This window comes from Nibrella viscosa, assembly GCF_039541875.1.
In the GTDB taxonomy this organism is placed as follows: Bacteria; Bacteroidota; Bacteroidia; order Cytophagales; family Spirosomataceae; genus Nibrella; species Nibrella viscosa.
The window spans coordinates 39,408-53,497 of record NZ_BAABHB010000012.1 but is presented as its reverse complement, the minus strand read 5'-3'; the positions used below and the strand labels follow the sequence as shown (position 1 = coordinate 53,497).

The following is a 14,090-nucleotide window of genomic DNA, read 5'->3' as shown; positions in this document are numbered from 1 at the left end:
CTAAATAATGGTTTCTGCTTTGGTAAATGATAAAATACCGCCTTCGCTGGTTACCTCCAGCATAGCGTCATGCCCTACCGGTAAGGCCAGATTGCGGGCTACGTGCCCGACCGGAAAATCATAGCAAACCGGAAAGTCATAATTGGCGATTACTTCAGCCACAATTTCGTACGGCGACTGCTCGTAGGGTAGCGATGGGTTATCTTTCATATCCGTAAACTGGCCGATCAGCAACCCGGCCAGGTTCTCAAACCGGCCTGCCCGCTGAAGCTGCCGCAGCATCCGGTCCAGGTTATGCAGATATTCTTCAATGTCTTCAATAAACAAAATCTTACCGTCCAGGGCTAGATCAGAAGGCGTGCCGATAATGTGGGTGAGCAGTGTTAAATTACCCCCAACCAGCGGACCTGTAGCCTGGCCGGCGCGGTTCAGCAGGTGGGGAGAGGTACGGTACGCACCGACTGGTTCGCCAAAGACCCATTTCCGCAGCGTTTCAATCGCTTCACTCACATCGTCGGCACCGAAAAGCTTAGGCATGATGGCGTGGAGGCTTTCTACCCCCATCCGATGCAGGTGGCAGTGCAACACGGTAATGTCGCTGAAGCCGATCAGCCACTTTGGCTGTTTCAGGAACTGGGTAAAATCCAGTTGGTCAACCAGGCGGGTGGAGCCGTAGCCGCCACGGGCCGCAAAAATAGCCTTAATGGCCGGGGCGTCAAGCATTCGCTGGAGGTCGGCCCGGCGCAGGTCATCGGTGCCGGCAAAGGAGCCGTGCCGGGCTTTCAGGCTCTCGCCTTCCACGACAGTCAGGTGCCACTGATCCCGCAGAACGGCAAGACCGGGGAGTAAATCAGCATACGAAAAACGACTGGCCGGAGCTACTACGCCGACGGTATCGCCGGCACACAGAAAAGGTGGTTGGATCATACCATATCAGTACCAGCCGCTATGCTGGTGCGGGTTAATAGAGCCGGCAAATTACAAGTTTAGCGGCATTTCCTCGGTGTCATCCAGTTTATTCATATCCAGCCAATAATTACCGTTGTCACTAGTGTCAAACAGGGGTTTGAATTTACGGCCCCACAATACTTCATCGGCGCGGTACGACATCCGGGCGTGTACCATCTGCGAAAAGGTGTCATCAACGGCCCGCAACAAAATCAGAAATTCGGCATCCGATTCGTCCAGCTGCCCGGGTGTGCAGCCGTAGAGCGGACTACTATCGGTAATGGGATGCACCAGCGTCCAGTTGGCCGGAAAAAAGTTTACCTTGCTGCGCTCCAGCTTCAGGTTGTAGTAGCGTCGATAGGGCGTACCATCCGGTTTGTTTTCCAGCCGGGAAAGAGACACTTCAACTTCTACATCAACGAGTTGATTGGAGCGCTCATTGATAATCCGGAACATCCAGCCGTTGACGTCCAGATAAGGGGCAAAGACGGCGTGACGGGAAAAACGTACATGTGCCACCGGCCGCGAAAACCGACCGTATAACAAACCTGTTGCCAGCGCAAACGCCAGCAGCCCGATCATCGACTCAAAAGCGGCAATAGCGCTGGTCAGGTAGCCGGAGGGACTTACGTGGCCGTAACCAACCGTAGTCAGGGTTTGAGCGCTGAAAAAGAAAGCCCCCCAGAATCCGTTGCCGGTATCACTTTCGGACAGTCCTTTCAGATGCTCTTTCCCCGCCAGCAGGTATAAACAGGCAAATAAGGCATTCGTGGTAATGTAAGCAGCAACAACCAGGAGGTAAAATTTTGGCCAGGGCATTGTGATAAGCCGGTGATAGAGATTGAGCCGGTGCCAGAACGGCTCATTAACCCGGTTGACATTGAAGCTGCCGTCTTTATTGATGAGCCGCGAATAAGAGTCATTGATTCGGGTGCCGAATCCCAGGTCCTGTCTTTTCTCTTCCTGCTCGACCAGCGTACTGTTGTGTTGGCCCCCCGGCCTTCGCTGTCCCAGGGTAAAGCTTCCTTTTTTGCCTGGCTTCGAATCAGACTTTGCCGATTGATTCAACAGGTTTTTGCTCTGCATAGTGCCGTATGCGCTCAAATTAGTCTATCTAATACAATTCTAAGTTGATTTTAATTCCTTTTAAATTAGATGAGCATAGGATATAAATAGTTTTACAAAGAAATTGAAAGTAAGTAGTTGTACTTGCTGTATCTTAGCCTTGCAATCCATCTTTGAAACTTAACCGTACCGTATGAGAGCCCCGGAGAAGATTTCCCTGGTAATTCCGGCGTACAATGAAGAAGAAAACCTCCCTGTTCTGGTCCATCGCCTGATGGCCGTTATGGAGCCCTACCGTAATTATGAAATTCTGATTATTGACGACGGCAGTACCGATCAGACTCAGTTTGTACTCAGCCAACTGTCGCAGGCGTATCCGGTTGTTCGTTACCTGTCGTTTTCCCGTAACTTCGGCCATCAGATGGCGCTGCGGGCCGGATACGAACACGCCCGTGGCGAATGCGTCATCAGCCTCGACGCCGATCTGCAGCATCCGCCTGAGCTGATTCCCACGCTGATTGCCAAATGGCGGGAAGGCTACGACGTGATTTATACTGTTCGCCGGCCCGACCCCAACCTGTCCTGGTTCAAACGCAAAACCTCCAAGGGCTTCTATAGCCTGCTTCGGGCAGCCTCTGACCTGGAACTGGAAGACGGAGCCGCCGATTTCCGGCTGCTCGACCGGAAGGTGATCGACGCCCTAAAGCAATTTAAGGAAAATGATTTGTTTTTGCGGGGTACTATCTCCTGGATGGGTTTCCGGCAATGTCGGGTCCTGTATGAACCGGCGGCCCGGTACGCCGGCCGGACCAAATACTCGGTTGGGAAGATGCTGAGACTGGCCACGATGGGGATCACCTCCTTTACAACCCGTCCGCTGTATCTGTCGGTGCTGCTGGGCTTTGCCATGTCCTTGTTTGCCTGTCTGTTCGGTATGGAGGTATTGTACGAAAAGTACTTCACCAATGCTACGGTTTCGGGCTGGACTTCCATTATTCTCCTGATGGTACTGATTGGGGGCATTCAATTTATTGTAATCGGGATTATCGGTGTTTATCTGGGTAAGACGTTTATGGAAGTAAAACAGCGTCCGCCTTATATCATTGCGCATACCAGCGATATTGAAGAAACTGTAGTAGCCGGATGGTAATGCAACACCAGACAAGAAGCATCCTGTTTACGGTCGACGTGGAGGAGTTTGATACCGCGCTCCGGTACGGGTACGACATTCCGATGAGCGAACAGATCGCGGTCTCAACCCGTGGTCTATTCTTGCTGGCCGAACGGTTTGAAGTAGTAGACGCCCGTACTACTCTGTTTACCACCGCCAACTATGCTCTCCATGAACCCCGGCTGATCCGGCGACTGGCCCATAAACATGAGATTGCTTCTCATGGCTACCACCACTGGACGTTTGAGCCGGCTGATCTGGCGTCGTCAAAAGCTGTTCTGGAAAACCTCACCGGGAACCCGGTGGTTGGTTTTCGAATGGCTAATATGGCGAAGGTGGATGCCGGCGATGTGGCGGCTGCAGGCTATGTCTATAACTCGTCGTTGCATCCGACATTTCTGCCCGGTAAATACAATAATCTGCGGGCACCCCGAACGCCGTTTGTGGAGAATGGTGTATTGCAGATGCCGGCTTCGGTGACACCCCGGCTCCGGATACCGCTGTTCTGGTTGAGTCTGAAGAATTTTCCGTTTGCGCTCTATAAGCGGTTATGCCTGCAAACCCTCCGGCACGATGGTCTGCTAAACCTCTATGTGCATCCCTGGGAGTTTACCGACTTATCTGAATACAGCCGGATTGCGCCGTTTGTGCGCCGGTACTCCAACGAGCGGCTGCTCGACCGCACCGAAAATCTATTACGCTTTCTGGGAGAACATGGTGATTTTCAGACTATGCAGAAAGTAGCTTGTTCCCTTTTGTCACATCAACTGGTAACCCAATAAGCCTTCCTGGTGCTACACACCTTCAACGCGGCACCAGGCGTACCGGAACTGGTCAGATAAATACTACATCCCGGATTACCTCGGCTCCAATGTCTTTGTTGATGAGTTGAATCATTTTGTGCTTGGCCGTAACCAGTTCGTTGCGGAGTGGGGCTGAGGCAATTTCAATATAAAGAATGTTGTCGCGCACGTATAGCCGGTTGGTGCGGGAGGCAATAGCACTACCCATCATTTTCCCCCAGAACGCTTCCAGGTACGTCTCATTGAAGCGGCTTTGTAGTTGATACGACTTAAGCATCTGATCAATGGCATCTTTAAGCGTGGTGATGCCGGCTTTGCGGGCCGTATCTTTATAGGGACGGTAGGTATTGTTCATAGTGGAGGTGTCTTCCTACAAAAGTAAGCAACGGTGCGCAAGGAGTAAAGCCCATTTACACACTATTTATTTTTCAGCGTTTCCGGCCAAAATACCGGACGATAGTTGCGTGTCGGCTGTTTTGGTCGTATACTTGCAGCATCAAGTCAATAGCTCCGCCGACCGCTATGCCGGGTCGGATCACGCGTTGATTTATACAGAAGAGGGGAGAGACTGGGCTCTGCGAACCTCTGGCAACCTATCCTGTATACCTGGGACAAGGTGCTAATTCCCACCTAAAGCAATTTAGGGCCTATAAATCACAACCTCATGCTTACACGCCAGTACCTCCGCCGAATGGACGGGCGCTTTCTGCGTCTGTCACTACACATGCTTTATCCGACCCACTCCTGCCGGGCAGGCTCCTGCTTTGCCGAATAATAACTACCTAACCTTCTGGTTTTCAGAAGATGCTATCTTCATTCAGTTTTTCACCTTTTCACCTTTCTAAACGTCATGGCCGATTCATTGCATTTTGAAACCCTGCAGCTCCACGCTGGTCAGGAAACCGACCCCACCACCAACGCCCGGGCCGTACCTATCTACCAGACTACGTCGTACGTATTCAACAGCTCCGAGCACGGGGCCGATCTGTTTGCGCTGCGGCAGTTCGGCAATATTTACACCCGGATTATGAACCCCACTACCGATGTGTTTGAGAAGCGTATGGCCGCCCTGGAGGGAGGGGTGGCTGCTCTCGCAACCGCATCGGGGCAGGCGGCTCAGTTTATCGCCCTGAACAACATCCTGATGACCGGCGATAATTTTGTCACTACATCCTACCTCTACGGCGGCACTTATAATCAATTTAAGGTTTCTTTCAAACGACTCGGCGTGGAGGCCCGCTTCGCCGACGGCGATAAGGTGGAGAGCTTTGAGCGGCTGATTGATGAGAAGACCAAAGCCATCTACCTGGAAACCATCGGCAATCCGGAATTCAATGTTCCGGATTTTGAGGCCTTTGCCGCGCTGGCGCAGAAGTATGATATTCCGCTGATTGTGGATAACACCTTTGGCACCGGCGGTTACCTGTTCCGGCCGATAGAGCATGGTGCAGCCGTAGTGGTTCAATCGGCCACAAAGTGGATTGGCGGCCACGGCACAAGCATCGGCGGGGTTATCGTAGACAGTGGTAAGTACAACTGGGGCAATGGCAAGTTCCCGCAATTTTCTGAGCCGGCCGAAGGGTACCACGGCATGGTGTTCAGCGATGTGTTTGGGGTGAACGGTCCGTTTGGCAACATCCAGTTTATCATCCGCGCCCGGGTAGAGGGGCTGCGGGACTGGGGTCCGAGTATGAGCCCGTTTAACTCGTTCCTGCTGCTGCAGGGCCTGGAGACCCTGTCGCTGCGCGTAGATCGGACGGTGCAGAATGCGCTGGAACTGGCCCGCTGGCTGGAGCAGCACGAGCAGGTCGAGTACGTAAACTATCCTGGTCTGGAGAGCAGCAAATACCACGAGCTGGCGAAGAAATACCTGAAACGCGGCTTTGGGGGGGTGTTTATGTTCAAGGTTAAAGGCGGTCGTGAGGCTGCCGAGCAGTTTGTCAACAGCCTGAAACTGGTGAGTCACCTGGCTAATGTAGGCGACGCCAAAACGCTGATTATTCACCCGGCGGCTACCACGCACCAGCAGTTATCGGAGCATGAGCAGGCCAGTGCCGGGGTAGAGCCCGGTCTGCTGCGTATTTCGGCCGGTATTGAGCATATCGATGACATCAAAGCCGATCTGGAACAGGCGTTTGCCAAAATAGCCGAGCCGGCGTTAGCCTGAAATTTAGTTCAAGGTTTGAGCCGGGCGGCCGGCTCAAACCTCAAACCCATTTCACAATTGCAGTATTTCGATTACAAGTACACCTATTCGCTGGAAGCGGGGGCCTCACTACCCGGCTTTCGGCTGGCTTATACCACGCGCGGAACGTTAAACGCCGATGGTTCTAATGTTGTCTGGATTTGTCATGCCCTGACCGGCAATGCTGATCCCGGCGACTGGTGGAGCGGTATGGTAGGGCCGGGCCGGTTTTATGATCCGGAGCAGTATTTTATTGTCTGCGCTAACATTCTCGGCTCCTGCTATGGCTCTACCGGTCCGCTGTCGATCAATCCGGAAACCGGGGATCCTTACTTTCATGATTTTCCAACGATAACCGTTCGGGATATTGTGGGTGCCCTGGACCTGCTGCGGCAGGAGCTCGGTATTGATCGGATACATACCTGCATTGGCGGTTCTGTGGGTGGGCAGCAAGCCGTGGAGTGGGGGATTATGCAACCCGATCTGATTGAGAATCTGGTGCTGCTGGCCTCCAATGCGGTATTCTCTCCCTGGGGTATTGCCTTTAACGAGTCACAGCGCATGGCCATTGAAGCCGATGCCACCTGGCGCGAACGCCGGCCCGACGCCGGACAGGCGGGTATGAAGGCGGCCCGGGCAATGGCCCTGATTTCCTACCGCAACTACGATACCTACGGTTTTACGCAGGCGCTGGACAACAACGAACAACTGGATGGGTACAAGGCTGCCGGCTACCAGCAATACCAGGGCGAGAAACTGGTGCGCCGGTTCAATGCGTTTACCTACTGGACACTGACCAAAGTTATGGACTCGCATAACGTGGGCCGCAACCGGGGCAGTATTCTCAACGCGCTGGGGCAGATCAAAGCCCGCACTCTCAGTGTTGGAATTAAATCGGACATTCTGTTCCCGCCGTCGGAGCAGCAGTTTCTGGCCCGTCATATCCCCGATGCCGTTTACCAGGAAATAGACTCGCTGTATGGCCACGACGGCTTCCTCATTGAATTTAAACCGCTTAGCCAGATTATCCGGAAGTGGATGGCAGAGCGGGCAGGGAAGGTACTTGTGCAGGAAGAAGGGAGAAAAGGAGGAAGGGAGTAGAAGATAAGGAGGTTAGGGGAGTTGGCGGACAATAGCCATAACGAGGTTGGCGGAGTTGCGGGCGGCAATCTTCACAAACGTTAGCATATCCTGCCGGGCATTGGCATTAGCCTTATCGCTCAGGCTCCGAATGACCAGACAGGGAATCTGCTGCTGGTAGCAAACCTGCGCTACCGCAGCGCCTTCCATTTCGGTGGCATCGGCATTATACTCCTTCCGTAAGCTCTGTACTTTCTCGTCTGAAGACACAAACACATCACCTGTTACTACCGTTCCGACCACCAGCGACGGGGGGCGCGACGTTGAGGGAATTGATTCAAACGTTACCACTCTGGCGGCTGCCAGGGCCTTCTGCATTAGCAGGGAGTCGCCGGGAAAGTACGTTGGGTTAAACTGTTTGGTAATGGCGTTGCGGGTTTGATTGGTCTTCTGCTGACTGAAGGTAATGTACCCATAATCGTGGTGGGCGGTCTGACGGGCAATCACCAGGTCGCCTGGCTGGAGGTCCGGGTTAGTACCGCCGGCAATACCGGTGAAAATGACCTGCTGCGGTTTAAAATACGCCATTACCAGGGCTGTAGTCATGGCCGCATTTACCTTCCCGATACCGGTTTCGGCTACCACTACCCTGCGGTTGCCAATGCGGCCGGTAGTAAACCGGATGCCATTGTGGATTACCGTTTTAGGCCTGGTCAGGGACTGCTGCACCAGCTTTACCTCTTCATCAAACGCGCCCAGCAGGGCTGTAACCGGCTTCGGTTTATAGAGCTGCGCTTGGGCGGCCTGAATGGATAACAGGAAAAACAGTAGTCTTAGCATAGTCAATGTCCAGCCACCAAAGATACTACACAAAACACATCCACCACCCATAACCCTACCGGCACCTCGCGGAATTTACCCACGGCCACTTTAACCACCGTCCACGACAGAAAGCCCCAGATAATCCCCTGCGTGATGGAATAGCTAAACGGGATTAATACCAGCGCCAGAAATGCCGGGATGGCCTCATCCAGCTCACCCCAGTTGATCTTTGTGACGGGCCGCATCATAAACGAACCGACCAGCACCAGCGCCGGCGCGGTGGCAATGGCCGGGATAACCGACAGCAGGGGCGACAAAAAAAGAAACGGCAGAAATAATAACCCGGCCACAATAGCGGTTAGGCCCGTACGGCCACCCTGCTCGATACCCACTGCCGATTCGATATACGCCGTTCCGGGACTGGTTCCCAAAAAACCGGCTAAAGTGGTAGCCACGGCATCGGTTAGCAGGGACTGCTTTACGTTGCGCGGTTCACCCGTTTCGTCGTACAGGTCGGCGGCTTCGGCTACGCCGACAAAGGTGGAGAGGCTATCGAACAGGTCGGTGAAGGCAAAGGCGAAAATCACCGGCCAGAGTGACCATTGCAGGGCACCCAACAGATCCAGGCGGCCGATGAGGCTAAAATCCGGAGCGGCAAACAACCCCTGGAAATTGACGAGCGTCTTCTGCCCGAAAGTAACGGCTGATGCATCGCCCCAGAGCCGGCCTATCGGCACAGCAGCCAGGGTGGTCAGGGTGATTCCTGCAATAATGGCTCCTGTTATTCGACGAGCCACCAGCACAGCGGTTAATAGCAGCCCCAGGATAAAGGTCAGAATGATTGGGTCACTGAGGCTGGCAATACTCACCAGCGTGGCGGGATTGGCTACGATAAAGCGGGCGTTCTCAAACCCGATCAGTGTAATAAATAACCCGATACCCGCTGATATGGCATACCGCAGCGGCTTCGGAATGGCCCGGACTATGGCCGTGCGGATGTTGGCCAGCGACAAAATCAGAAACAGGATGCCCGCCCAGAAAACAGCACCTAAGGCTACCGTAGGCGCAATACCCATACCCTTGACGGCCGAAAAAGTAAAAAAGGCGTTCAACCCCATACCCGGCGCTACCACAATAGGGTTACGGGCGTACAGACCCATCATCAGACTGCAAAAGAACGACAGCAGCACCGTGGCCGTCAGCACCCCGCTAAATGGCAGCCCTGCCTGGCTCAGAATAGCCGGGTTGACCACGATAATGTACATGGTAGCCAGAAACGTAGAGACGCCAGCCAGGATTTCGGTCCGCCGGGAAGTAACCTTTTTGTCGGATACGGTTTGAATCATGATGCCGATACAGTACTTAGATCTGGCTCCCCGCTTCGGCATCAAGCCAGACGTGAGCATTGGGGTGCTGCTGAATAATGCTGGCTGGTAGTTCTTCCGTGACAGGGCCTTGCAGGGCGTGGCGGATAACGGCCGCCTTCCGGGAACCGCTCGCCATCAGGATTACTTCGCGGGCCTCCATCAGGTGCCGGAGGCCCAGCGTAATACCTTTCGATAAGGGCGTTGCCTGCGTGAAATACTTCTGGCCTACCTGCACTGTTACTTCTGCCAAATCGCTCACGTGGGCGTACAGATTGAACGATGTACCGGGCTCGTTCAGGGCAATGTGGCCGTTCATGCCAATGCCCACCAGAATCAGATCGAGCCCACCGCATTCGGCAATGGCCGCATCAATACGCAGACATTCGGCAGGCAGGTCGATGGATTTGGCGTTGAAGTAGTGAATTTGCTCCGGGCGGATGCTCAGCGGGCCGAACAAGTCGCGGTAGAGATAGTAGGCGCAACTGCCTTCATCTTCCGGCCCGAAACCAATCCATTCGTCAAGGCCGATAAAGGTACACCGGCTGAAATCGACCTGACCGGACTGAGCCAGCGTTACCAGGTGATGAAAGGTGCTGATGGGTGTTTCGCCGGAGGCCAGACAAAGGGTAGCCGTAGGCTTCTGTCGAACCATATCAGCGATATGTTCGGCGGTATGCCGGGAAAGATCGTCGTAGGAAGGAAAGGTTTGTACCTGCATGGAAGAGTTGCTACGTGCTAATAATGTTCTGCTTACAAATATCGGTGTCTTTTTTGAGTACCAACTACTTACCGCAAATCTTTGGTTTTTTCCTCTATAAGTTGGCCTGTTTCCCCGAAAAACTTCGTACCTTTATATCCCGTAACGACCAAAACAGGTTTCAGACATGGCTTCATCCGGTCAGAAAACCGCAAAGTACATTTTTGTTACGGGCGGTGTGACATCTTCTCTCGGCAAGGGCATTATTGCCTCTTCGCTGGCCAAATTACTTCAATCACGGGGCTTGTCGGTGACGATCCAAAAGTTCGATCCGTACATCAATATCGATCCCGGAACACTTAATCCTTACGAACACGGCGAGTGCTACGTTACCGACGACGGGGCTGAAACAGACCTCGACCTCGGCCATTATGAGCGCTTTCTGAATATTTCGACCTCGCAGGCCAATAACATCACTACGGGACGTATCTACTACAACGTCATCACCCGCGAACGACGGGGTGATTTCCTGGGGAAAACCGTTCAGGTAGTGCCGCACATCACCGACGAGATCAAGCGCAACATCCGGCTGCTGGGCGAAACCGGTGAGTACGACATCATCATTACCGAAGTAGGGGGCTGCGTTGGTGACATCGAGTCACTGCCGTTTATCGAGGCCATCCGGCAACTGAAATTTGAACTGGGCGAAAACGATACACTGTTTGTGCACCTGACGCTGGTGCCCTACCTGCAATCGGCCGGTGAACTGAAAACCAAGCCGACGCAGCACTCGGTACGGATGTTGCTGGAAGCCGGGGTGCAGCCGGATATCATCGTCTGCCGGACTGAGCACCCGCTGCCGCCGGATATTCGTCGGAAAATTGCCTTATTCTGCAATGTACAGGTCAATTCGGTGATTGAAGCCATCGACGCCGAAACCATCTACGATGTGCCGCTGCTGATGAGGAAAGAAAAGCTGGATCAGCGGGCGCTGTATATGCTGGATCTCTACAACGATCAGGATGCCGACCTGGATGTCTGGAAAACGTTTCTGGGTCGCCTGAAAAACCCCGTTGCCGCCGTGACTATTGGCCTGGTCGGGAAATATGTTGAATTACACGATGCCTATAAATCCATTGCCGAATCGTTTATCCATGCCGGTTCGCAGAACGAATGCAAGGTGACGATTGAATGGATTCAGTCGGAAACGCTGGCCGATTACGCGAGTTGTGTACACCGGCTTCGTGAACTGGACGGACTGCTGGTAGCGCCGGGCTTTGGAGAGCGGGGTATTGAGGGGAAGATCAATGCCATTCGCTACGCTCGTGAAAATGGCGTTCCATTCTTTGGCATCTGTTTGGGTATGCAGTGTGCCGTTATTGAGTTTGCCCGGAATGTACTGGGGCTGGAAGAGGCCCACTCCACAGAAATGAGCCCGGATACCGCCTATCCGGTCATCGATATGATGGAAGACCAGAAGGCAGTGACCAATAAAGGCGGCACCATGCGGCTTGGGGCGTATCCCTGTAAGCTCAAAAAAGATTCGCTTGTGCATCAGATCTACGGCAAAACGCAGATTAGTGAGCGTCACCGGCACCGGTATGAGTTCAACAACGCCTTTCTGGATCAGTATGAGAAAGCCGGTATGCGGGCTACCGGAATCAACCCGGAGACCGGACTGGTCGAAATTATTGAGTTACGCGATCATCCGTGGTTCGTGGGCGTGCAGTTTCACCCTGAACTGAAAAGTACGGTGATGAACCCGCAGCCGCTATTTGTCTATTTTGTGAAAGCTGCGCTGGATTATGCCCAGCGGAAACGCTCAGAAGCAGAACCATCCGCTGAAACCGCGTCCGTGCCGCTCCCCACTATAGTTGGTTAAGCAGCTAATTCATCGTACCTTTGCACCCAAAAAACGGCCGTTTTCCAACGGCCTGTTTTGTCAGAAAATAGTTTATACAACAGGGTTTCAGCTTGAAAAGAAAATTGGGGACCTGGAGGTATAAACTTGAAACCGTTAAATAATGGATCGTAATCAGATTATTGGAATTGTGCTGATTCTGGCGATGCTGGTAGGCTACCAACTGCTGGTGCCCAAACCGGCTCCCGAAAAGGCTCCCGCTCAACAGACACAAACCACCAAGCCAACAACTACTGCCGCGAATCAGGCGCAGGCACAGGCCGCTCCGCCAACGCTCGATTCGGTAGCCGCCCGGGCACAGTATGGTGACTTTGCCGCAGCCGGCACGGGTCAGGCCCAGGATATTGTGGTCGAAAACAACGAGATGAAAGTGACGTTCAGCACCTATGGGGGCCGGCCGAAAGAGGTGCTGCTGAAAAAATATGATACGTATACCGGCAAGCCGGTGGTGCTGGTCGATCCACAAAGTACTCAGACCATACTCGAATTACCCACCAGTCGGGGTAAGGTCGACCTGCACAAGCTTTATTACCAAACAAACGCGCAGGGGGGGATGGTGCGCAGCGGACCCCGGCAACTGGTCTTCCGGGTTGAGGTAGCGCCGGGTCAGTCGGTTGAGCAGGTATATACCTTTCCGGCTGAAGGATATGTAATCGATTATGATCTCCGGCTGAACGGCCTCACCAACGTAGGGAACGATAACATCCGGTTTTTGTGGCTGGATAAGATGCGGCAGTTCGAGAACGACCTGACCGAGAACCGAAAATCGGCCACCATCAACTACCTGACCGCCGACGGCAATTTTGATAATCTGTCGCTCGACGCGAGCGGGAACCACGAAGCCTCTTTGCAGGAGCCGCTACAGTGGTATACCCTGAAGCACAAGTACTTTCTGGCTGGATTCATTGCCAAAAACAGTCCGCTGCAAAATGCCTCGCTGAAAACCCTGGTCGATCCGAATGATACCGAGTTCGTTAAAACCGGTATTGCTGACGTTGCGCTGCCGATGGCCGATGTGAAGCAGGGGAAAGGCAACTACCGATTCTATTTCGGCCCCAATGACTACCAGATTGTGGATGGCGTGGCCCCGGAGTTCGACCGGAACGTCTATCTGGGTTATGCAATCCTGAAGCCCATCAACAAATACTTCTTTGTGCCGGTATTCAACCTGCTGGAGCGATTTATTTCCAACTACGGCTTACTGATTATCTGTCTGGTGGTGTTTGTGAAGCTGGTATTGACTCCGCTGACGTACAAGTCTTACGTGAGTATGGCCAAGATGCGGGTACTGCAGCCGGAGATTAACGAAATTCGGGAGAAGGTAGGCGACGATATGGCCAAGATGCAATCGGAGCAGATGAAGCTTTACCAGCAGGTAGGTGTAAGCCCCTTGAGCGGCTGTATTCCGGTGCTGGCCACCATGCCGATCCTGATGTCGCTGTTCTTTCTGTTTCCCAACCTGATCGAATTGCGGCAGAAGCCGTTCCTGTGGGCCAATGACCTGTCGACCTACGATGCCTTCCTGCAGTTTCCGGTTACCATTCCGTTCCTGGGCAGCCACCTGAGCTTGTTTACAGTGCTGATGACCGCGTCCAGTATTGCTTATGCCTGGTATAACAACCAGATGACGCCGACGCAGCCTGGACCGGTCAATATGAAGGCCATGAGCTACATCTTCCCGCTGATGTTCATGTTCGTGCTAAACTCCTTCCCGGCCGGTCTCACGTTCTACTATTTTGTGTCCAACGTAGTGACCATCGCGCAGCAGCAGCTTATCCGGAAGTTTGTGGATGAAGATAAGATCAAGGCGGTGCTGGAAGAGAACCGGAAGAAGTTCGAGAAAGGAGAGGGGAAGAAGTCAAAATTCCAGTCGATCCTCCAGCGGTCACTGAGTGCGGCTGAAGAAGCCCGTAAGCAGGCCGAAGAAGCCAAGCGGAATGCCGAGCAGCGGCCTAAGCAGAAAAAATAACGGCTGGTTGGTGTATTACCTGCCGATCCCTGCCAAAGCAGTTACTGCTGGATTTCGGCGTC

The 14,090-nt window shown here is 53.4% G+C and carries 12 protein-coding genes and 1 riboswitch; of the genes, 6 read left to right on the top strand and 6 right to left on the bottom strand.

The features are described 5' to 3' along the window. Complete coding sequence (locus ABD931_RS22480) at window positions 1-927, bottom strand: S66 peptidase family protein (protein WP_345270234.1); 927 nt, start codon at window positions 925-927, stop codon at window positions 1-3. A gap of 51 nt (window positions 928-978) precedes the next feature. Further along, the gene (locus tag ABD931_RS22475) at window positions 979-2,034 is read right to left on the bottom strand and encodes an ion channel (RefSeq protein ID WP_345270233.1); all 1,056 of its coding nucleotides are present in this window, start codon (window positions 2,032-2,034) and stop codon (window positions 979-981) included. Between the two features lie 172 nt (window positions 2,035-2,206). Between ABD931_RS22475 and ABD931_RS22470 the strand changes: the two genes are divergently transcribed. Together ABD931_RS22470 and ABD931_RS22465 are read left to right on the top strand one after the other, a co-directional pair. Further along, window positions 2,207-3,163, top strand: a complete 957-nt coding sequence (locus ABD931_RS22470; RefSeq protein WP_345270232.1) for a glycosyltransferase family 2 protein — start codon at window positions 2,207-2,209, stop codon at window positions 3,161-3,163. After that, entirely contained in the window at window positions 3,163-3,966 is an 804-nt protein-coding gene (locus ABD931_RS22465) for a polysaccharide deacetylase family protein (RefSeq protein ID WP_345270230.1), read from the top strand. The genes ABD931_RS22470 and ABD931_RS22465 overlap by 1 nt, the downstream gene beginning before the upstream one ends. 52 nt (window positions 3,967-4,018) lie before the next feature. Here the strand turns inward: ABD931_RS22465 and ABD931_RS22460 are convergent, their stop codons facing one another. Beyond that, window positions 4,019-4,342 carry a DciA family protein gene (locus tag ABD931_RS22460; RefSeq protein WP_345270229.1) on the bottom strand — a complete coding sequence of 108 codons (324 nt, stop codon included), beginning with the start codon at window positions 4,340-4,342 and terminating at the stop codon, window positions 4,019-4,021. A 189-nt stretch (window positions 4,343-4,531) separates the two neighbouring features. After that, a riboswitch (SAM riboswitch) is annotated at window positions 4,532-4,643 on the top strand. 194 nt (window positions 4,644-4,837) lie between these two features. On the opposite strand from ABD931_RS22460, the gene ABD931_RS22455 reads away from it, so the two are divergent. Together ABD931_RS22455 and ABD931_RS22450 are read left to right on the top strand one after the other, a co-directional pair. Further along, on the top strand, window positions 4,838-6,154 hold the full coding sequence (locus ABD931_RS22455) for an O-acetylhomoserine aminocarboxypropyltransferase/cysteine synthase family protein (RefSeq protein ID WP_345270228.1): 1,317 nt from the start codon (window positions 4,838-4,840) through the stop codon (window positions 6,152-6,154). Window positions 6,155-6,211: 57 nt separating this feature from the next. After that, window positions 6,212-7,273, top strand: coding sequence for a homoserine O-acetyltransferase family protein (locus tag ABD931_RS22450; RefSeq protein ID WP_345270227.1), 1,062 nt, complete (start codon window positions 6,212-6,214; stop codon window positions 7,271-7,273). Window positions 7,274-7,285: 12 nt separating this feature from the next. Here the strand turns inward: ABD931_RS22450 and ABD931_RS22445 are convergent, their stop codons facing one another. The 3 genes from ABD931_RS22445 to ABD931_RS22435 are packed head-to-tail and all read right to left on the bottom strand — an operon-like array spanning window position 7,286 to window position 10,159. Beyond that, window positions 7,286-8,092: a 5'-methylthioadenosine/adenosylhomocysteine nucleosidase gene (locus ABD931_RS22445; RefSeq protein ID WP_345270226.1), complete on the bottom strand. Its 807-nt coding sequence runs from the start codon at window positions 8,090-8,092 to the stop codon at window positions 7,286-7,288. 2 nt (window positions 8,093-8,094) lie between these two features. Beyond that, the gene (locus ABD931_RS22440) at window positions 8,095-9,420 is read right to left on the bottom strand and encodes an NCS2 family permease (RefSeq protein ID WP_345270225.1); all 1,326 of its coding nucleotides are present in this window, start codon (window positions 9,418-9,420) and stop codon (window positions 8,095-8,097) included. A 16-nt stretch (window positions 9,421-9,436) separates the two neighbouring features. Further along, window positions 9,437-10,159, bottom strand: a complete 723-nt coding sequence (locus ABD931_RS22435) for a 6-phosphogluconolactonase (RefSeq protein WP_345270224.1) — start codon at window positions 10,157-10,159, stop codon at window positions 9,437-9,439. Between the two features lie 166 nt (window positions 10,160-10,325). Here ABD931_RS22435 and pyrG point away from each other — a divergent pair, with 166 nt between their 5' ends. Beyond that, window positions 10,326-12,020 carry a CTP synthase gene (gene pyrG / locus ABD931_RS22430; protein ID WP_345270223.1) on the top strand — a complete coding sequence of 565 codons (1,695 nt, stop codon included), beginning with the start codon at window positions 10,326-10,328 and terminating at the stop codon, window positions 12,018-12,020. A gap of 142 nt (window positions 12,021-12,162) precedes the next feature. After that, window positions 12,163-14,028 carry a membrane protein insertase YidC gene (yidC, locus tag ABD931_RS22425; protein WP_345270221.1) on the top strand — a complete coding sequence of 622 codons (1,866 nt, stop codon included), beginning with the start codon at window positions 12,163-12,165 and terminating at the stop codon, window positions 14,026-14,028. Window positions 14,029-14,090 lie beyond the last annotated feature (62 nt).

Coding starts and splice junctions, on each gene's coding strand:
- ABD931_RS22435 (WP_345270224.1), bottom strand. CDS start 10,159: ATGCAGGTACAAACCTTTCCTTCCTACGACGATCTTTCCCGGCATACC.
- ABD931_RS22440 (WP_345270225.1), bottom strand. CDS start 9,420: ATGATTCAAACCGTATCCGACAAAAAGGTTACTTCCCGGCGGACCGAA.
- pyrG (WP_345270223.1), top strand. CDS start 10,326: ATGGCTTCATCCGGTCAGAAAACCGCAAAGTACATTTTTGTTACGGGC.
- ABD931_RS22475 (WP_345270233.1), bottom strand. CDS start 2,034: ATGCAGAGCAAAAACCTGTTGAATCAATCGGCAAAGTCTGATTCGAAG.
- yidC (WP_345270221.1), top strand. CDS start 12,163: ATGGATCGTAATCAGATTATTGGAATTGTGCTGATTCTGGCGATGCTG.
- ABD931_RS22465 (WP_345270230.1), top strand. CDS start 3,163: ATGCAACACCAGACAAGAAGCATCCTGTTTACGGTCGACGTGGAGGAG.
- ABD931_RS22480 (WP_345270234.1), bottom strand. CDS start 927: ATGATCCAACCACCTTTTCTGTGTGCCGGCGATACCGTCGGCGTAGTA.
- ABD931_RS22455 (WP_345270228.1), top strand. CDS start 4,838: ATGGCCGATTCATTGCATTTTGAAACCCTGCAGCTCCACGCTGGTCAG.
- ABD931_RS22445 (WP_345270226.1), bottom strand. CDS start 8,092: ATGCTAAGACTACTGTTTTTCCTGTTATCCATTCAGGCCGCCCAAGCG.
- ABD931_RS22470 (WP_345270232.1), top strand. CDS start 2,207: ATGAGAGCCCCGGAGAAGATTTCCCTGGTAATTCCGGCGTACAATGAA.
- ABD931_RS22460 (WP_345270229.1), bottom strand. CDS start 4,342: ATGAACAATACCTACCGTCCCTATAAAGATACGGCCCGCAAAGCCGGC.